Consider the following 18,015-nt stretch of genomic DNA (forward strand, 5'->3'; position numbering starts at 1 on the left):
AACAGATTGAGAGACCATGCTTCTTGAAATGCGGAACATCCGCAAAACCTTCCCTGGCGTGGTGGCGCTGAACCAGGTCAACCTGCAGGTGCAGGCCGGGGAGATCCATGCCATCGTCGGCGAAAACGGGGCGGGCAAATCCACGCTGATGAAGGTGCTGTCGGGTGTGTACCCACACGGCAGCTACAGCGGCCAGATCCTGTTCGACGGGCAGGAGCGCGAGTTTGCGGGCATCCGCGACAGCGAGCACCTGGGCATCATCATCATTCACCAGGAGCTGGCGCTGGTGCCGCTGCTGTCGATTGCCGAGAACATCTTCCTTGGCAACGAAACCGCGCGGCACGGCGTCATTGACTGGATGGCCGCACACAGCCGCGCACAGGCGCTGCTGCACAAGGTGGGCCTGCGCGAGTCGCCTGACACACCGGTGGGCCAGCTGGGTGTGGGCAAGCAGCAGCTGGTGGAAATTGCCAAGGCGCTGTCGCGCAAGGTGCGCCTGCTGATCCTGGACGAGCCCACCGCCAGCCTGAACGAAAACGACAGCCAGGCCCTGCTGGACCTGCTGCTGGAGCTGAAAGCCCAGGGCATCACCTGCATCCTGATCTCGCACAAGCTCAACGAAATTTCACGCGTGGCCGATGCCATCACCGTGCTGCGCGATGGCAGCACCGTGCAGATGCTGGACTGCCGCGAAGGCCCGGTGAGCGAAGACCGCGTGATCCAGGCCATGGTGGGCCGCGAGATGAGCGACCGCTACCCCCAGCGCCAGCCACAAGTGGGCGACATTGTTTTTGAGGTGCGCAACTGGCGCGCCCACCACCCGCAGCGCAGCGACCGCGAGCACCTCAAGGGCATCGACCTGAATGTGCGGCGCGGCGAGATTGTGGGCATTGCGGGCCTGATGGGCGCAGGCCGCACCGAGCTGGCCATGAGCATCTTCGGCCGCTCGTGGGGCCAGCGCATCAGCGGCGAAGTGCGGCTGCACGGCCAGCCCATCGACGTGAGCACGGTGGAAAAGGCCGTGCGCCACGGACTGGCCTATGTGACCGAAGACCGAAAGGGCAATGGCCTGGTGCTGAACGAAGACATCCAGTTCAACACCTCGCTGGCCAACCTGCCGGGCGTGTCGTTCGCCAGCGTGATCGACAGCGGTCAGGAACACCGCGTGGCACAGGACTACCGCGAGAAGCTGCGCATCCGCTGCTCGGGCGTGGACCAGAAGACGCTGAACCTATCGGGCGGCAACCAGCAAAAAGTGGTGCTGAGCAAATGGCTGTTCACCAGCCCCGAAGTGCTCATCCTCGACGAGCCCACGCGCGGCATCGACGTGGGCGCCAAGTACGAGATCTACACCCTCATCGCCCAGCTGGCGGCCGAGGGCAAATGCGTGATCGTGATCTCCTCCGAAATGCCCGAGCTGCTGGGCATCACGGACCGCATCTATGTGATGAACGAAGGCCGCTTTGTGGCCGAGATGCCGACGGCCGAAGCATCCCAAGAACGAATCATGCGAGCCATCGTGAGTGCCCCCTCTGAGGCGCTTCGCGCCATCCCCCCCAAGGGGGACGCCGCCCGTGCGACGGGGCGGCCCTTGCACGGCGGCCGCGCGTAGCTGCAGCGCCCCTCTTCAGCGCCTGATGAACCGCACAACGCATTGAACTGATGACCGAAATGAGCCAGACCACCCATCCCCCCGCCAGCACGCTGGCCGACGGCAACCCGACAACTGCGGCGCGTCACGACAAGTCGCTGCTGCAGCACCTGCAGCACAACCTGCGCGAATACGGCATGTTGATCACGCTGGTGGCCATCATGGCCTTTTTCCAGTACATGACCGAGGGCACGCTGATGCAGCCCTTGAACCTGACCAACCTGGTGCTGCAGAACAGCTATATCGTCATCATGGCGCTGGGCATGCTGCTGGTCATCGTGGCCGGGCACATCGACCTGTCGGTGGGGTCGGTGTGTGGCTTCATCGGCGCACTGGCAGCGGTGCTGATGGTCGAATACAACTGGCACTTTGTGCCCGCCACGCTGGTGTGCCTGCTGTGCGGCGGCCTCATCGGCGCCATTCAAGGCGGGTTTGTGGCCTTCTCGCGCATCCCCTCGTTCATCGTCACGTTGGCGGGCATGCTGGTGTTCAAGGGCCTGGCGCTGGCGCTGCTGGCTGGTCAGTCGGTGGGGCCGTTCCCCTCGGCGTTCCAGATGCTCAGCTCGGGTTTTATCCCCGACCTGTTCAGTGTGGAGGGGCTGCGCCTGACCTCGCTGCTGCTGGGCGCGGCCGTGGCAGCGGCCCTGGCCGTGGGCGGCCTGCGCCAGCGCGCCAACCGGCTGCGCCACGGCGTGCAGACAGAGCCTGCGGGTCTGTTCATCGCCCGCACCATCGTTTTTGGCGGGCTGCTGGTGTACTTCAGCTACCTCCTGGCCTCATACAAGGGCCTGCCCAACGTACTCATCGTGATGGCGCTGCTGATCGTGCTGTTCGACTTTGTTACCAGCCGCACGACCATCGGCCGCCGCATCTACGCCATGGGCGGCAATGAGAAGGCGGCCAAGCTCTCTGGCATCAAGACCGAGCGGCTCACGCTGTATGCCTTCATCAACATGGGCGTGCTGGCAGCCCTGGCCGGGCTGGTGTTTGCGGCGCGGCTCAACACCGCCACGCCCAAGGCGGGCCTGGGTTTTGAGCTGGACGTGATTGCAGCCTGCTTCATCGGCGGCGCATCGGCATCGGGCGGCGTGGGCAAGGTGATGGGCGCGGTCATCGGCGCCTTTGTGATGGGCGTGATGAACAACGGCATGTCCATCCTGGGCATCGGCATCGACTACCAGCAGGTCATCAAGGGCGTCGTGCTGCTGGCCGCCGTGCTCGTGGATGTCTACAACAAGAACAAGGCATGACGGTTTCCATGGACGCATCCACCGTTCACGCCCCCGCTGCCTCGCCTGTGCTGCAGCTTTCGGGCATCCACAAACAGTTTGCGGGCATCCCCGTGCTGCGCGACGTGCAGCTCAACCTCTACCCTGGCGAGATCCATGCGCTGATGGGGCAAAACGGTGCGGGCAAGTCCACGCTGATCAAGGTGCTGACGGGCGTGCTGGAAGCCAGCGGCGGCCAGATGCGGCTGGGCAATGAAGCCGTGTGGCCTGACTCGCCGCTGGCCGCGCAGCGCCTGGGCATCAGCACGGTGTACCAGGAGGTCAACCTCTGCCCCAACCTCTCGGTGGCCGAGAACATCTTTGCGGGCCGCTACCCGCGCTGCGGCATCGCGCAGGGCTTTCGCATCGACTGGGCCACGCTGCACCAGCGCGCCCGCGATCTGGTGGCGCGCATCGGCCTACAGATCGACGTGACGCGCCTGCTGTCGGACTACCCCGTGGCCGTGCAGCAGCTGGTGGCGATTGCCCGGGCGCTCAGCATCGAATCGCGCGTGCTGATCCTGGATGAGCCCACCTCCAGCCTGGACGACGACGAAGTGCAAAAGCTCTTCGAGGTGCTGCGGCGCCTGCGCAGCGAGGGGCTGTCCATCGTCTTTGTGACGCATTTCCTGAACCAGGTGTATGCCGTGTCCGACCGCATCACCGTGCTGCGCAACGGCAGCTGGGTCGGCGAGTGGCTGGCCAAAGACCTGGGGTCACAAGCGCTGATCGCCGCCATGCTGGGCCGCGACCTGGCCGCGGCGTCGGAGCAACCCGCACCAGCGCCCACCGTGGACAGCCGTCAAGCCACGCTGCTGCAAACCGAGGGCCTGGGGCAAGACACGCAACTGCAGCCGCTGGACCTGCAGATCCGCGCTGGCGAGGTGGTAGGCCTGGCGGGCTTGCTGGGCTCGGGCCGCACCGAGCTGGCGCGCCTGCTGTTCGGCCTGGAGCAGCCCGACCGGGGCGCGCTGCGCATCGACGGGCAGGTGGTGAAGTTTGCCAACCCCAAGGACGCGATCCGCCATGGCCTGGCCCTGTGCCCCGAGGAGCGGAAGACCGACGGCATCGTGGCCGAACTCTCGGTGCGCGAGAACATTGCGCTGGCGCTGCAGGCCCGCATGGGCGTGGGCAAATTTCTCTCGCGCGCCGAACAAACGGCGCTGTCCGAGCGCTATGTGAAGCTGCTGGGCATCAAGACCGAGAGTGTGGACAAGCCCATCGGCCTGCTCTCGGGCGGTAACCAGCAAAAGGCGATCCTCGCCCGCTGGATGGCCATCGAGCCGCGCCTGCTCATCCTGGACGAACCCACGCGCGGCATCGACGTGGCCGCCAAGCAGGAAATCATGGACCAGATCCTGCGCCTGGCCCAGGCCGGCATGGCCGTGCTGTTCATCTCTTCCGAAATGAGCGAGGTGGTGCGCGTGGCGCACCGCATCGTGGTGCTCCGCGACCGCCACAAGGTGGGTGAGCTGCCTGCGGGCAGCAGCGAAGACGCCGTTTACGACCTGATTGCTGCCGAACATGCTTGAACGTTCCCCTTCCCTTTTGGTGGTGCTGCTGCGCCACCGCCTGGCCTGGCCCCTGATCACGCTGGCACTGCTGCTCATCGTGAACACGGTGTTCAACAGCAGCTTCCTACACATTGAATGGCGCGACGGGCACCTGTACGGCAGCCTCATCGACATCCTGAACCGCGCCGCGCCACTAGTGCTGGTGTCGCTGGGCATGACGCTGGTGATTGCGACGCGCGGCATCGATATTTCGGTGGGTGCGACGGTGGCCATTGCAGCGGCCGTGGCAGCGTGGCTGATCGGCGGCTCGGTATCAGGCACCGAAAGCCGGTTTCCGCTCCCAGTCGCCATCCTGGGCGCCATTGGCGTGGCGCTGCTGTGTGGGCTGTGGAACGGCGTGCTGGTCGCCAAGGTGGGCATGCAGCCCATCATTGCCACGCTGATCCTCATGGTGGCAGGCCGGGGCATTGCCCAGCTCATCACCGACGGGCAGATCATCACCATCTACTACACGCCCTACTTCTTCATGGGCGGCGGGTACCTGGCAGGGCTGCCGTTCTCGCTGTTTGTGGTGGCTGTGGTCTTTGCAGTGCTGTACCTGGCTATCACGCGCACGGCGCTGGGCCTGTTCATCCAGGCAGTGGGCATCAACCCCACGGCGGCGCGGGTGGCGGGTGTGCAGGCGGGGCGGCTTATCGTGGCGGCCTATGTGTTCTGCGGCGTGTGCGCGGGCATTGCGGGGCTGCTGATCAGCTCCAACGTGAAGAGCGCGGATGGCAACAACGCTGGGCAGCTGCTGGAGCTGGACGCCATCCTGGCCGTCACGCTGGGTGGCACCGCCCTCACGGGCGGCCGCTTCAGCCTGGTGGGCAGCGTGATTGGCGCACTCATCATCCAGACGCTGACCTACGCCATCTATTCGCTGGGCGTGCCGCCCGAGATCAACCTGGTGGTGAAGGCCGTGGTGGTGTTCATCGTGATGCTGCTGCAGTCGCCCGAGTTCCGGGCGCAAGTGGGCGCCCTGGCACGCCGCCCCGGCGCGGGAGCTTTGCCATGAGCGCCGTACCCAAGACCGCAGGCTTCGGCACCGTGAACCACCCTGTCCCACAGGCCACCGCCGCGCGCGCGCGGTTCAACCCCAAGTACCTGCCGCTGGCAGCCACCATCTCGCTGTTCGTGGCCATGGCCACGCTGGGTTCGGTGCTGTACACCGGCTTCTTCTCGGCCCAGGTTTTCCTCAACCTGCTGATCGACAACGCCTTCCTCATCATCGTGGCGGTGGGCATGACGTTCGTGATCCTGTCGGGCGGCATCGACCTCTCGGTGGGCTCGGTGGTGGCACTAACCACCATGGTGCTGGCCGCGCTGGTCGAGCACCGGGGCTGGAATCCCATGGTCGCCATCCCGCTGGTGCTGCTGATGGGCACGGCATTTGGCGCGTTCATGGGTTTCCTCATCGAGCGCTTTCGGCTGCAGCCCTTCATCGTCACGCTGGCAGGCATGTTCCTGGCGCGGGGGCTGTGCTACCTGATCAGCATCGACTCGATCAGCATCACGCACGAGGGCTATTCGGAGCTGGCCCAGTGGCGACTTCCGCTGTGGGAAGGCGCATCGCTCTCGCTGGGCGCGCTCATCGCCATCGCCGTGCTGCTGGTGGCCCTGTTTGTGGCGCATTGCACGCCGTTTGGCCGCAGCGTGTATGCGGTGGGCGGCAGCGAGCACTCGGCCGTGCTCATGGGCCTGCCGGTGCGCCGCACGCTGATCGGTGTGTACACGCTCTCGGGCTTTTGCTCGGCGCTGGCGGGCGTGGTGTTCACGTTCTACATGCTGTCGGGCTACGGCCTGCATGCCGTGGGCATGGAACTGGACGCAATTGCCGCCGTGGTCATTGGCGGCACGCTGCTCACGGGCGGCGTGGGCTATGTGGCGGGCACGCTGTTTGGCGTGCTCATGCTCGGAATCATCCAGACCCTGATTTCCTTCGACGGCACGCTCAGCTCCTGGTGGACACGCATCGTCGTTGGTGTGCTGCTGTTCGCTTTCTGTCTGCTGCAGCGGCTGCTTTCGCGCCGCTCGGGCAAGGCCCGTTGACTCTTCATTTCTCCTCTTTCTCTCGCACCCCACCATGACCACCCCCAAGCGCAAACTCCGCTCCGCCGAATGGTTCGGCACGGCCGACAAGAACGGCTTTATGTACCGCAGCTGGATGAAGAACCAGGGCATCCCCGACCACGCGTTCGACGGCCGCCCCGTGATCGGCATCTGCAACACCTGGTCCGAGCTGACCCCGTGCAACGCCCACTTTCGCAAGATCGCCGAGCATGTGAAGCGCGGCATCTACGAGGCGGGTGGCTTCCCCGTCGAATTCCCGGTGTTCTCCAACGGCGAATCCAACCTGCGCCCCACGGCCATGCTCACGCGCAACCTGGCCAGCATGGACGTGGAAGAGGCCATTCGCGGCAACCCCATCGACGCGGTCGTGCTGCTGGTGGGCTGCGACAAGACCACGCCTGCGCTGCTGATGGGCGCAGCCAGTTGCGACGTGCCGGCCATCGTGGTCACGGGCGGGCCCATGCTCAACGGCAAGCTCGACGGCAAGGACATCGGCTCGGGCACGGCCGTGTGGCGCCTGCACGAGTCACTGAAAGCCGGCGAGATCAACGAGCACCAGTTCTTCGCGGCCGAGGCCGGCATGTCCCGCTCCGCCGGCACCTGCAACACCATGGGCACGGCCAGCACCATGGCCTGCATGGCCGAGTCGCTGGGCACTTCGCTGCCACACAACGCAGCCATCCCGGCGGTGGATGCGCGCCGCTATGTGCTGGCCCATATGTCGGGCAAGCGCATTGTGGAGATGGCGCACGAAGGGCTCACGCTCTCCAAAATTCTCACGCGCGAAGCCTTCGAGAACGCTATCCGCACCAACGCAGCGATTGGCGGTTCGACCAACGCTGTCATTCATTTGAAAGCCATCGCGGGCCGCATGGGCGTGCAGCTGGACCTGGAGGACTGGACGCGCATCGGCCGTGGCACGCCCACGCTGGTGGACCTGCAGCCCTCGGGCCGCTTCCTGATGGAAGAGTTCTACTACGCGGGCGGCCTGCCCGCCGTGCTGCGCCGCCTGGGCGAGAACGGCCTGCTGCCCCACCCCAACGCCCTCACCGTCAACGGCAAGAGCCTGTGGGACAACGTGCGCGAAGCGCCCCAATACAACGACGAGGTGATCCGCCCGATCAGCAACCCGCTGATTGCCGACGGCGGCATCTGCATCCTGCGCGGCAACCTGGCGCCGCGTGGCGCGGTGCTCAAGCCCTCCGCCGCCTCGCCCGAACTGCTCAAGCACCGGGGCCGCGCCGTGGTGTTCGAGAACCTGGAGCACTACAAGGAGCGCATCGTCGATGAAAACCTGGACATCGACGCCAGCTGCGTGATGGTGCTCAAGAACTGCGGCCCCAAGGGCTACCCCGGCATGGCCGAGGTGGGCAACATGGGCCTGCCCCCGAAGCTGCTGCGCCAGGGCGTGAAGGACATGGTGCGCATCTCCGACGCCCGCATGAGCGGCACCGCCTACGGCACCGTGGTGCTGCACGTGGCGCCCGAGGCGGCAGCCGGTGGCCCGCTGGCTGCCGTGCGCGATGGCGACTTCATTGAGCTGGACTGCGAGAACGGCCGCCTGCATCTGGACATCAGCGACGAGGAACTAGCAGCACGCCTGGCCGCATTGGCTGGCACGGACAACGGCGGACGCGGCGGCTACCAGCGGCTGTATGTGGACCACGTACTGCAGGCCGACGATGGCTGCGACTTTGACTTCTTGGTCGGCTGCCGGGGGGCCGCTGTGCCCCGCCACTCGCATTGATGCGCACTCTGAGACGCTCGCCGCAGTCAAACGCTACAAATTCCATAGCCACCAGCGCTTATTCAACTAGCGCTAGAGGCATATTCAACTCAAATTCTTGCCCATACCCGCCATGCCTGCCCCCCATTCCCTCCAGAACCCTCGCTACCGAGGCATCTTCCCCGTGGTGCCCACCACCTTCCACGAAGACGGCACGCTCGACCTCGACAGCCAGAAGCGCTGCCTCGACTTCATGATCGATGCGGGTGTGGATGGCGTTTGCATCCTAGCCAACTTCTCCGAGCAGTTCTCGCTATCGGACGCCGAGCGCGAAGTCCTCACCCGCACATCGCTGGAGCACGTGGCGGGCCGCGTGCCGGTCATCGTCACCACCACCCACTACGGCACCCGCGTGTGCGCCGAACGCAGCCGCGCCGCGCAGGACATGGGCGCCGCCATGGTGATGGTCATGCCGCCCTACCACGGTGCCACCTTCCGCGTGCCCGAGGCGCAGATCTACGAGTTCTATGCCCGCGTGTCGGATGCCATCCGCATCCCGATCATGGTGCAGGACGCGCCCGCCAGCGGCACCGTGCTGTCGGCCCCGTTCCTCGCCCGCATGGCGCAGGAGATCGAGCACCTGGCCTACTTCAAGATCGAAGTGCCCGGCGCCGCCAGCAAGCTGCGCGAGCTGATCCGCCTGGGCGGCGCCGCCATCGAAGGCCCGTGGGACGGCGAAGAAGCCATCACCCTGCTGGCCGACCTGGATGCGGGCGCCACGGGCGCGATGACGGGCGGCGCGTTCCCTGACGGCATTCGCCCCATCATCGAAGCCCACCGCCAGGGTGACATGGACCAGGCGTTTGCGCTCTACCAGCGCTGGTTGCCCCTCATCAACCACGAAAACCGCCAGGGCGGCATCCTCACGGCCAAGGCACTGATGAAGGAAGGCGGCGTGATCGCCTGCGAGGCAGGCCGCCACCCATTCCCGGCCATGCACCCCGAGGTGCGGCGCGGCCTGATCGACATCGCGCGGCGGCTGGACCCGCTGGTGCTGCGCTGGGCGCGTTAAGCAGGACACCCATGGTGCCTGCACGTTTTCTCGTGCCCGCCGAGGCGGGCCTGATTGCCCTGGACTGGGGCACCAGCGCATTGCGCGCCTTCCGCATGGGCGCGCATAGCGAGGTGCTGGAGACGCGGCACCGCCCCTGGGGCATCATGAACCTGCCCCCCACCACCGCGAGCGTGGCAGACGGCGAGTCCGGCGCCGCGTTTGAACGCGCACTGCAAGACACCTGCGGCGACTGGCTGGCCGCCACACCCGGCCTGCCTCTGCTGGCCTGCGGCATGGTGGGCAGCGCCCAGGGCTGGCGCGAGGCCAAGTACCTGCCGACGCCCACCTCGCTCGATGCACTGGCGCGGGGCCTGACGCTGGTGGAGCGGCGCGACGGCCCGCCACTGCACATCGTGCCGGGCCTGTTGCAGCAGGGCGCGCTGCCCAACGTGATGCGCGGCGAAGAAACACAGGTGCTGGGCGTGCTGGCGGGCCTTTCGCTGCCTGCGGATGCGCCCGTGCTCATCGGCCTGCCCGGCACCCACAGCAAATGGGTGCTGGCACGCCGGGGCCGCATCGAACAGTTCAACACCTTCATGACCGGCGAGGTGTTTGCCGCACTGCGCGGCCACACGATTCTGGGCAAGACCATGCAGGCCGCAGCTGCACCCGACAACGACGCCTTTGCGCGCGGTCTGGAAGTGGCGCGGGGCAGCGATGCCGCGCTGGGACTGCTCTCGCACATCTTCAGCACCCGCACGCTGGGGCTGACCGGCGCGCTGGCGCCTACCGCGCAAGCGGACTACCTCTCGGGCCTGCTGATCGGGTACGAGGTGGCCAGTCTGAGCCGCGTGCAGGGTCAAACCCCAACAACACCACCAACGCTGGTGCTCTGCGGCGAGCCCGACCTGTGCCGCCGCTACGCCATCGCGCTGCAGACCTACGGCTTTGCCGCCCCCACCATCGCCACGCAAGCCACGGCCATCGGGCTGTGGCAGATCGCGCTGGCGGCAGGGCTGGTCGTTGCGCCAGCCCCCTCCTCCTCACACCCCTTCACCGCCGGGAGTCTGGCTGCATGAACCCCATCGACAAAGCCCTGTTCCACATCCTGCAGCGCTGCGGACTCATCGCCATCCTGCGCGGCGTGCAGCCGCACGAGGTGGTGGCCATCGGCCACGCTCTGTACGACGCGGGGTTTCGCATCATCGAAGTGCCGCTCAACTCGCCCGAGCCGCTGGCCAGCATCCGCGCGCTGCGCGATGCACTGCCCGCCGACTGCCTCGTGGGTGCAGGCACCGTGCTCTCCATCGAGGCCGTGGCCGATGTGGCCGCAGCGGGCGGGCAGATCATCGTCATGCCCCACAGCGACCCCGACGTGATCCGCGCCGCACGCGCCGCTGGCATGGCCTGCGCGCCCGGCGTGGCCACGCTGACCGAGGCCTATGCCGCGCTGGCAGCGGGCGCCAACATGCTCAAGCTGTTCCCGGCCGAGGCGCTGCCGCCCCATGTGCTCAAGGCCTGGCGCGCCGTCATCACGCCGCCCATGGCGCTGGTGCCCGTGGGCGGCATCGTGCCCGAGAGCATTGCCCCCTATGCGGCAGCAGGCGCCAGCGGCTTTGGCCTGGGCTCGGCCCTGTACCGGCCCGGCGACCAGGCTCCCGAAGTCGCGCACAAGGCTGCAGCGTTTGCGCGGGCGTGGCGGGCATCCTTTGGAACCGCGCCCGCCACGGCCTGAACCGCCCCCTACTCGCTCCAGACAACCCAGCATTTCTGAACCGACTGCCCAGCTCCCATGAAGATCACCCGACTCACCACGTTCATCGTCCCGCCGCGCTGGTGCTTCCTCAAAATCGAAACCGACGAAGGCATCACCGGCTGGGGCGAGCCTGTGCTGGAAGGCCGCGCGCACACCGTGGCCGCTGCCGTCGATGAACTGGCCGACTACCTCATTGGCAAAGACCCGCGCCACATCGAAGACCATTGGACCGTGCTGTACCGGGGCGGCTTCTACCGGGGCGGCGGCGTGCACATGAGCGCACTGGCGGGCATCGACCAGGCGCTCTGGGACATCAAGGGCAAGGCGCTGGGCGTGCCCGTGTCCGAGCTGCTGGGGGGCAATGTGCGCAGCCACATCAAGGTCTACAGCTGGATCGGCGGAGACCGCCCCAGCGAGACAGCCGCCGCTGCCCAGGCCGCCGTGGCGCGCGGCTTCACGGCCGTGAAGATGAACGGCACCGAAGAAGTGCAGTACGTGGACAGCTACGACAAGGTGGAGCGCTGCCTGCAGAACGTGGCCGCCGTGCGCGAGGCCGTGGGGCCGAATGTGGGGATTGGCGTGGACTTCCACGGTCGTGTGCACCGGCCCATGGCCAAGGTGCTGGTCAAGGAGCTGGAGCCCTACAAGCTCATGTTCATCGAAGAGCCCGTGCTGAGCGAACACGAAGAGGCGCTGAAGGAGATCGCCCGCATCTCGTCCACCCCCATCGCCCTGGGCGAGCGCCTGTACTCGCGCTGGGACTTCAAGCGCGTGCTGCAAGGGGGCTATGCGGACATCATCCAGCCCGACCCGTCGCACGCAGGCGGCATCACCGAGACCCGCAAGATCGCCAGCATGGCCGAGGCCTACGACGTGGCCCTGGCCCTGCACTGCCCGCTGGGCCCCATTGCCCTGGCCGCCAACCTGCAGCTGGACGCGGTTTGCTACAACGCCTTCATCCAGGAGCAAAGCTTGGGCATCCACTACAACCAGGCCAACGACCTGATGGACTATGTGTCCAACCCCGAGGTGTTTGCATACAAGGATGGCATGGTGGCAATCCCCACCGGGCCGGGGCTAGGGATTGAGGTGAACGAAGACTATGTGCGCGAGCGGGCGCAGGAGGGGCACCGGTGGAGGAACCCGGTGTGGCGGCATCGGGATGGGAGTTTTGCGGAGTGGTGAGGGGGTTGGGCGCCTTGTTATTGATGCGGCGCGGTTTACTCCAGAGTATCGATGGCGCTGTACCTCAGCTTGCCCAGGGCTTCGGCAGCCTCGGCTCGAACGGGGCTCATGAATGGATTGCGCCAGATTAATAGGCCAGGAGCAGTCGCGCGGTTTCATCTTTCGAACGCTTGCTGGTACGGGGATGACTCTGTCAGCTCAGAGAAAGTCAGAGCGGTTTGGGCAAATCACAGGCTGCAAAAAGCGCCACACGAGCTTCATCAAGCACCTCGACAAGCTCGTCTGCAACAAACTGTCTGCTTCCGATTTCAAGCAAACCTTCGCCTTGCAACACGTGTGCCAGCCGGTAAGCCCGCTCTAACAAGGCTGCAGCCTCAAGCAACTCCTTTTGTCCGCTCATACTGTGTCAGTGTGCCTGGATCAGATTGGCAGCACCCAATCCGAGGAACACCATAAAAAGTGCCTTCTGGAAGACGGGGCCGACAAGGCGGCTACGTAGCAGCTCACCAAGCTTGAGCCCGCAAAATGCGCCGATCAATGCTCCACCGACTGCAATAGCAAAAGACGACGAGATCAACCCCAAAGGGGCTGACATCTGCACTTTCACGGCGAGCGACAGAGTGGCCACGGTGAATGAAAGGCCCAGCGCTTGCACCATCTCGTCCTTGCCCAGCCGCAGCGTCTGCAAGTAGGGAACCCAGGGCAATACGAAGACGGCCGTGAGTGCCGTCACGAACCCGGTGGCCGCGCCTGTCGGCAGGCTGAGCCATTTGCTGGTGAGTGAAAGATCGGGCAGCTGAGGTCGCCACAAGCCCCAGATGCCATAGGCCATGAGAATCCCGCCCAGCCAGCCCTTGGTCGTTTGTGCGGAAACGGTGTCCCCCAGACCGGGCGCGCTCAGAGTCACGATCGCGATTGCCAGCCAACCGGGCCACAGCCGGGATACCAGTGAGCGCAGCTGAGGGCCACGGCATTGCGCGATATTGGTTGCCAGCGAGGGTATGACCAACAGTGCGGCGGCTTGCACAGGGGGCATCCATAGCCCGAGCAAGCTCACGGCCACTGTAGGCAGCCCCATGCCGGTGACGCCCTTCACACCACCGGCCAGAACGAACACAACGACCACCATCAAGAGCTGCAATATGTCCATGCCCTATGGTGTGTGCATGGCCCAAGTGCTGTCCATCGGATTGCAGTGAACAGATCCTTCGCGTATTCCGTAGGATGGCGGTCATGAGTACCCCTAAGCGCCGCACCACGGACTACCGCGTTGATCCGTTTGACCTGCACCTCTTTGCCGCCGTGATGGAGCATGGAACCATCACTGCCGCTGCTTCGTCCGTGAATCTGTCGTTGGCTGCGGCCAGCGCTCGCCTCAAGGGTCTTGAAGACGCGACCGGTTCGCGGTTGTTGGAGCGGTCCAAATCGGGCGCAATACCCACCGATGCGGGACGCGCTCTGCTGCGCCATGCCAACCGCGTGCTGGCTGAGCTCGAATCGCTGCATGTAGAGATGGCGAGCTTTGGTCATGGATTGCGCGGGACCATTCGGCTGCTGTGCAACACAGCCGCCATGTCCGAGAGCCTTCCGCGCACGATTGGCCAATTCTTGGTGAAGACCCCTGATCTTGATGTGGACGTGCAAGAGCTTTCGAGCGAGGCGGTCGTAGAGGCATTGCGCCGTGGCACCGCCGACCTGGGCATCGTCGCCGATTACGTGGACACCTCTGGGCTGCTTGTGCAGCCATGGGTCGATGACCGTCTGGTGGCACTCTTGCCAAAGCGCTGGTCTTTGGGCCGCCGCCGTTCCGTGGCGTATGGCGAATTGCTAGAGCATCCCTTTGTGGGTTTGGCACGGGAGAGTGGACTCAGCCGCTTTCTGGCAGCCCAGGCCAGTCGCAGTGGCCGGGTCCCGCGCCATCGGGTGCGTCTGGGCGGATTTGACGCTGTCGCGCAATTGGTAGCCGAAGGCGTGGGAGTGGCGGTGATGTCCGAAAGCGCGGCTGTGCGCTTTGCCAAGTCCGGCACCCGGATCCTAGGGCTATCTGATGCTTGGTCTCGGAGAAAGCTGCTCGTTTGCATGACCCCGGCAGGCAGCGACCTGCCCAGTGTTGGCGCACTGGCCAATGCGCTGCTGACAGCGCGACCGCAGGCCGGGAGCCGGTGAGCAGAGGACGTTGGCTGGGTATGGGATAAGGATTGCTGTTGCCCGGTAGCCTGCTATCAGCGTCAGAACACTGACCGGCCGCAACCGCTTCCAATTTTCCTGCGGCATAGACGGCCACGCGACAACAACTTCCGGTTGTTAGCCCGATGGCGGGCAGGAGCGTCCTCATTCAGGCCCCTGGTGACTCATTGCTTCTCCCCCGGAATGTCACCGTGGGGATGCTCACATTTCAATAGCTTCTAGCGCCCACCCATATTGCGCCAGGTGCCGATAAGACCCCCAACTCCTTTGCAACCCTGTTCTACCATCATCCAAAAAGCAGCCCCTGCTAGATACTGTGATTAAAATCAGTGCCACGCCAGCCCAACCACCCCGCCATGACGGCGCTGCCCTCCCCCACTTCGGACTCCCCGCCCTCCACCCCGATCACCCGCTTTCACCGCACGCGCCTGATGCAGGTCTGGCGCTCGGCGGGGTGGCCGTGCAAGGATGGGCTGGAGATTGACCTGCTGGCTGCGGGCCTCATCAGGCTGCACATTGCGGCCGATGGTTGCGAGACCCTGCGCCTCACCGATGAAGGCATCCGCACGCTGGCGCAGGCCCGCCAGCGTGGCGTGCGGGCGCTGAGCCTGCACGACCGGCTGGGGCAGAAGTTTGCAGCGCAGTTGCTGGCTTCGGGGCGCATCGTATGGACCGAACTGTCACTGCGCGCGGTGATCGACACCGTGCCGATGGGGGATGTGCTGCTGCCTGCGGCCACGGCCGATGCGCCCGCCAACACCGCGCCCGCCATGGCACCGCTGTGGGCCGAAGATGACCACGCCCCGGCTGCCCGCGCCGCTGCCAATGTGTGGCGTATGGCCCGGCCCGATCTGTTCTCGGTGCGCAATACCTCGGTGCCCGCCTACCTGCAGCCCATGGTGCACGAGGTGAAGGCGAGCCGGGCCGACCTGCTGTCGGACCTGCGGCACGACGCCAAGCGGCAGGCCTATCAGTGGCTGTGCGAGGAGTGTTACTACGTCTTCCCGGCAGGCATTGCCGAGCCCGCAGAGATCCCCGAGCACTTCGGCATCTGGGTGCTACATGGCAGTGTGGAGGACGGGCGCTTTGAGCTGCTGCGCCCCGCGCGGCACAACCGCTGCACCCTGCCCTTTTCGGTGTGGATGGCGCTTTGCAAGGCCACGCCGCTGCGCAGCGATGACGACATGGCTCAGACCCATTTGGGCGAGCCTGCTCCTCCCGCCACTGACACCCCGACCACCCCGCCATGACCTATACCGTGGCGGTGCGCGAGCTGTGCGAGTTCACCGCCAAGCAAGGCGACCTGGACCTGCGCTTTACGCCCGCACCCACCGCGCTGGAGGGCATGGCGGGCCATGCGGTGGCAGCGTCGCGCCGGGGTGCAGGCTACCGCGCCGAGGTGGCACTGAGCGGCAGTTACCAAAGCCTGCGCGTGCGCGGCCGGGCCGATGGCTACGACCCCGCGCAGCAGCGCATCGACGAGGTCAAGACCTTCAAAGGGCGGCTGGACCGCCAACCCGCATCGCACCGCCATCTGCACTGGGCGCAGGCCAAGGTGTATGGCTGGCTGCTGTGCGAGCAGGAGCAGCTGGCGAACATCGAAGTGGCACTCGTCTACCTGGACGTGGGCACGCAACAAGAGACGGTGTTCACCGAACGCTGCAACGCCGACGACCTGCGTCAGCACTTCGAGGCCCAGTGCCAGCGCTTCATTGCCTGGGCCGAACAGCAGGGGGCCCACCGTGCCGCGCGCGATACGGCATTGACCACGTTGGCTTTTCCGTTTGGCGGCTTTCGCACCGGCCAGCGCCCGCTGGCCGAGGCCGTTTACAAGGCGGCAGTGGCGGGCCGCTGCCTGCTGGCCCAGGCGCCCACGGGCATTGGCAAGACCATGGGCACGCTGTTCCCACTGCTCAAGGCAGCGCCAGCGCAGCACATCGACAAGGTGTTCTTTCTGGCCGCCAAAACCTCGGGGCGGCAGATGGCGCTGGATGCGCTGGCGCGCCTGGCCGACAGCGCACCGGCGCTGCCCCTGCGCGTGCTGGAACTGGTGGCGCGCGACAAGGCCTGTGAACACCCGGACAAGGCCTGCCACGGCGAATCCTGCCCGCTGGCCCGGGGCTTTTACGACCGGCTGCCTGCTGCACGCGCCGCTGCGGTGGCCACCACCATCGAAGGAAAAACCGTCACCGCTTTGCAACAAGCCCGCGTGCGTGAGGTAGCCCTGCAGCACGATGTCTGCCCCTACTACCTGAGCCAGGAGCTGGCCCGCTGGGCCGACGTGGTGGTGGGCGACTACAACTACTACTTTGACCTGGGCGGCCTGCTGCACGGCCTGGCCCAGGCCAACCAGTGGCGCACGGCGCTGCTGGTGGACGAGGCGCACAACCTGGTGGAGCGCGGCCGCAAGATGTTCACGGCTGAGCTGCACCCCGCCGCCTTGGCCCAGGCCCGCAGCAGCCACACCGCTGCGCAGCATGCGCCGGTGAAGAAGGCGCTGGACAAGGTGCGCCGCGCCTGGGTGGCGCTGGACAAGGCGCACCCGGCCCCATACACGGTGCTCGAAACCTTCCCCGACAAGCTGCTGGCCGCGCTGCAGCAGTGCACCACCACGCTCACCGAACACTTCACCGACCACCCCACGGAGCCAGACGGCGCGCTGCAGACCTTCTACTTCGACGCCCTGCACCTGCAGCGCATGGCCGACCTGCTCGATGCGCATTCGATGGTGGACATCACCCAGGCTTCTGCCGCCCACCACCAGCAGTCCTCCAAACCCGGCGATTCCGTGGTTTGCATCCGCAACGTGGTGCCCGCGCCCTTTCTGCAACCCCGCCTTGCTGCGGCACACACCAGCACCTTGTTCTCGGCCACGCTGCAGCCCGCGCGCTACTACGCCGACCTGCTGGGCCTACCTGAGGACCATGTGTGGGTGGATGTGGAATCGCCCTTTGCTGCGCACCAACTGCAAGTGCAGGTGGCGCGCCACATTTCCACGCGCTACCCGCACCGGGCTGCGTCGCTGGCGCCCATTGCGGCGCTGATGGCGCAGCAGTTTCGTGCGCGGCCCGGCAACTACCTGGCGTTCTTCAGCAGCTATGACTACCTGCAGCAGGCCGCCGCACTGTTTGCGCAGCAGCACCCCGATGTGCCGCACTGGTGCCAGTCGCGCCGCATGCTGGAGGGCGAGCAGCGCGAGTTTCTGGCCCGCTTCACCCACACCAGCCAGGGCATTGCGTTTGCGGTGCTGGGCGGCGCGTTTGCCGAGGGCATCGACCTGCCGGGCCAGCGGCTCATTGGCGCGTTTGTGGCCACGCTGGGCCTACCGCAGATCAACCCCGTCAACGAGCAAATCCGCGAGCGCATGCAGGCCCTGTTTGGCGCGGGCTATGACTACACCTACCTCTACCCCGGCCTGCAAAAGGTCGTACAGGCCGCTGGCCGCGTGATCCGAACGCCCAGTGACGAAGGCGTGGTGCACCTGATGGACGAGCGCTTTGCACAAACCCAGGTGCGCAGCTTGCTGCCCGCGTGGTGGCAAACACGCTAAGGTGCGAGGCAC

At 65.9% G+C, this 18,015-nt stretch carries 15 protein-coding genes; 13 read left to right on the forward strand and 2 right to left on the reverse strand.

The annotated features are described in order from the left end of the window. Window positions 1-16 precede the first annotated feature (16 nt). The 10 genes from mmsA (at window position 17) to dgoD (ending at window position 12,266) form a co-directional block, all read left to right on the forward strand. Window positions 17-1,612, forward strand: a complete 1,596-nt coding sequence (gene mmsA, locus ACQ4MJ_RS10160; protein ID WP_431152793.1) for a multiple monosaccharide ABC transporter ATP-binding protein — start codon at window positions 17-19, stop codon at window positions 1,610-1,612. 59 nt (window positions 1,613-1,671) lie between these two features. Next, on the forward strand, window positions 1,672-2,901 hold the full coding sequence (gene mmsB, locus ACQ4MJ_RS10165; protein ID WP_431152792.1) for a multiple monosaccharide ABC transporter permease: 1,230 nt from the start codon (window positions 1,672-1,674) through the stop codon (window positions 2,899-2,901). Further along, window positions 2,898-4,451: a sugar ABC transporter ATP-binding protein gene (locus ACQ4MJ_RS10170; RefSeq protein WP_431152791.1), complete on the forward strand. Its 1,554-nt coding sequence runs from the start codon at window positions 2,898-2,900 to the stop codon at window positions 4,449-4,451. The genes mmsB and ACQ4MJ_RS10170 overlap by 4 nt, the downstream gene beginning before the upstream one ends. Then, window positions 4,444-5,490: an ABC transporter permease gene (locus ACQ4MJ_RS10175; RefSeq protein WP_431152790.1), complete on the forward strand. Its 1,047-nt coding sequence runs from the start codon at window positions 4,444-4,446 to the stop codon at window positions 5,488-5,490. The genes ACQ4MJ_RS10170 and ACQ4MJ_RS10175 overlap by 8 nt, the downstream gene beginning before the upstream one ends. Next, window positions 5,487-6,524 (forward strand): galactofuranose ABC transporter, permease protein YjfF, encoded by a 1,038-nt coding sequence (gene yjfF, locus ACQ4MJ_RS10180; RefSeq protein WP_431152789.1) that lies wholly within the window; start codon window positions 5,487-5,489, stop codon window positions 6,522-6,524. Before ACQ4MJ_RS10175 ends, yjfF begins: the two co-directional genes overlap by 4 nt. A gap of 34 nt (window positions 6,525-6,558) precedes the next feature. Next, window positions 6,559-8,292 (forward strand): IlvD/Edd family dehydratase, encoded by a 1,734-nt coding sequence (locus ACQ4MJ_RS10185; RefSeq protein ID WP_431152788.1) that lies wholly within the window; start codon window positions 6,559-6,561, stop codon window positions 8,290-8,292. Window positions 8,293-8,404: 112 nt separating this feature from the next. Continuing rightward, complete coding sequence (locus tag ACQ4MJ_RS10190; RefSeq protein ID WP_431152787.1) at window positions 8,405-9,343, forward strand: dihydrodipicolinate synthase family protein; 939 nt, start codon at window positions 8,405-8,407, stop codon at window positions 9,341-9,343. 11 nt (window positions 9,344-9,354) lie between these two features. After that, window positions 9,355-10,404: a 2-dehydro-3-deoxygalactonokinase gene (locus ACQ4MJ_RS10195; protein WP_431152786.1), complete on the forward strand. Its 1,050-nt coding sequence runs from the start codon at window positions 9,355-9,357 to the stop codon at window positions 10,402-10,404. After that, on the forward strand, window positions 10,401-11,060 hold the full coding sequence (locus ACQ4MJ_RS10200) for a 2-dehydro-3-deoxy-6-phosphogalactonate aldolase (protein WP_015013808.1): 660 nt from the start codon (window positions 10,401-10,403) through the stop codon (window positions 11,058-11,060). The genes ACQ4MJ_RS10195 and ACQ4MJ_RS10200 overlap by 4 nt, the downstream gene beginning before the upstream one ends. 57 nt (window positions 11,061-11,117) lie before the next feature. Next, window positions 11,118-12,266, forward strand: coding sequence for a galactonate dehydratase (gene dgoD / locus ACQ4MJ_RS10205; RefSeq protein ID WP_431152785.1), 1,149 nt, complete (start codon window positions 11,118-11,120; stop codon window positions 12,264-12,266). A gap of 208 nt (window positions 12,267-12,474) precedes the next feature. Here the strand turns inward: dgoD and ACQ4MJ_RS10210 are convergent, their stop codons facing one another. Continuing rightward, window positions 12,475-12,666, reverse strand: coding sequence for a hypothetical protein (locus tag ACQ4MJ_RS10210; protein WP_110958933.1), 192 nt, complete (start codon window positions 12,664-12,666; stop codon window positions 12,475-12,477). A gap of 6 nt (window positions 12,667-12,672) precedes the next feature. After that, the gene (locus tag ACQ4MJ_RS10215) at window positions 12,673-13,416 is read right to left on the reverse strand and encodes a sulfite exporter TauE/SafE family protein (protein WP_110958934.1); all 744 of its coding nucleotides are present in this window, start codon (window positions 13,414-13,416) and stop codon (window positions 12,673-12,675) included. An 83-nt stretch (window positions 13,417-13,499) separates the two neighbouring features. Between ACQ4MJ_RS10215 and ACQ4MJ_RS10220 the strand changes: the two genes are divergently transcribed. The 3 genes from ACQ4MJ_RS10220 to ACQ4MJ_RS10230 all read left to right on the forward strand — a co-directional run bounded on the left by ACQ4MJ_RS10220 (window position 13,500) and on the right by ACQ4MJ_RS10230 (window position 18,003). Beyond that, complete coding sequence (locus ACQ4MJ_RS10220; protein ID WP_431152784.1) at window positions 13,500-14,432, forward strand: LysR family transcriptional regulator; 933 nt, start codon at window positions 13,500-13,502, stop codon at window positions 14,430-14,432. Between the two features lie 377 nt (window positions 14,433-14,809). Next, complete coding sequence (locus tag ACQ4MJ_RS10225; RefSeq protein ID WP_431152783.1) at window positions 14,810-15,703, forward strand: hypothetical protein; 894 nt, start codon at window positions 14,810-14,812, stop codon at window positions 15,701-15,703. Next, a complete protein-coding gene (locus ACQ4MJ_RS10230; protein ID WP_431152782.1) occupies window positions 15,700-18,003 on the forward strand; it encodes an ATP-dependent DNA helicase in 2,304 nt (767 codons plus the stop codon). Before ACQ4MJ_RS10225 ends, ACQ4MJ_RS10230 begins: the two co-directional genes overlap by 4 nt. Window positions 18,004-18,015 lie beyond the last annotated feature (12 nt).

It is taken from the genome of Acidovorax facilis (assembly GCF_050626955.1).
Lineage (GTDB): Bacteria > Pseudomonadota > Gammaproteobacteria > Burkholderiales > Burkholderiaceae_C > Acidovorax > Acidovorax facilis.

Bases quoted from the DNA above. Each gene is read 5' to 3' on its own strand.
- mmsA (WP_431152793.1), top strand. From the start codon at position 17: ATGCTTCTTGAAATGCGGAACATCCGCAAAACCTTCCCTGGCGTGGTG.
- mmsB (WP_431152792.1), top strand. From the start codon at position 1,672: ATGAGCCAGACCACCCATCCCCCCGCCAGCACGCTGGCCGACGGCAAC.
- ACQ4MJ_RS10170 (WP_431152791.1), top strand. From the start codon at position 2,898: ATGACGGTTTCCATGGACGCATCCACCGTTCACGCCCCCGCTGCCTCG.
- ACQ4MJ_RS10175 (WP_431152790.1), top strand. From the start codon at position 4,444: ATGCTTGAACGTTCCCCTTCCCTTTTGGTGGTGCTGCTGCGCCACCGC.
- yjfF (WP_431152789.1), top strand. From the start codon at position 5,487: ATGAGCGCCGTACCCAAGACCGCAGGCTTCGGCACCGTGAACCACCCT.
- ACQ4MJ_RS10185 (WP_431152788.1), top strand. From the start codon at position 6,559: ATGACCACCCCCAAGCGCAAACTCCGCTCCGCCGAATGGTTCGGCACG.
- ACQ4MJ_RS10190 (WP_431152787.1), top strand. From the start codon at position 8,405: ATGCCTGCCCCCCATTCCCTCCAGAACCCTCGCTACCGAGGCATCTTC.
- ACQ4MJ_RS10195 (WP_431152786.1), top strand. From the start codon at position 9,355: ATGGTGCCTGCACGTTTTCTCGTGCCCGCCGAGGCGGGCCTGATTGCC.
- ACQ4MJ_RS10200 (WP_015013808.1), top strand. From the start codon at position 10,401: ATGAACCCCATCGACAAAGCCCTGTTCCACATCCTGCAGCGCTGCGGA.
- dgoD (WP_431152785.1), top strand. From the start codon at position 11,118: ATGAAGATCACCCGACTCACCACGTTCATCGTCCCGCCGCGCTGGTGC.
- ACQ4MJ_RS10210 (WP_110958933.1), bottom strand. From the start codon at position 12,666: ATGAGCGGACAAAAGGAGTTGCTTGAGGCTGCAGCCTTGTTAGAGCGG.
- ACQ4MJ_RS10215 (WP_110958934.1), bottom strand. From the start codon at position 13,416: ATGGACATATTGCAGCTCTTGATGGTGGTCGTTGTGTTCGTTCTGGCC.
- ACQ4MJ_RS10220 (WP_431152784.1), top strand. From the start codon at position 13,500: ATGAGTACCCCTAAGCGCCGCACCACGGACTACCGCGTTGATCCGTTT.
- ACQ4MJ_RS10225 (WP_431152783.1), top strand. From the start codon at position 14,810: ATGACGGCGCTGCCCTCCCCCACTTCGGACTCCCCGCCCTCCACCCCG.
- ACQ4MJ_RS10230 (WP_431152782.1), top strand. From the start codon at position 15,700: ATGACCTATACCGTGGCGGTGCGCGAGCTGTGCGAGTTCACCGCCAAG.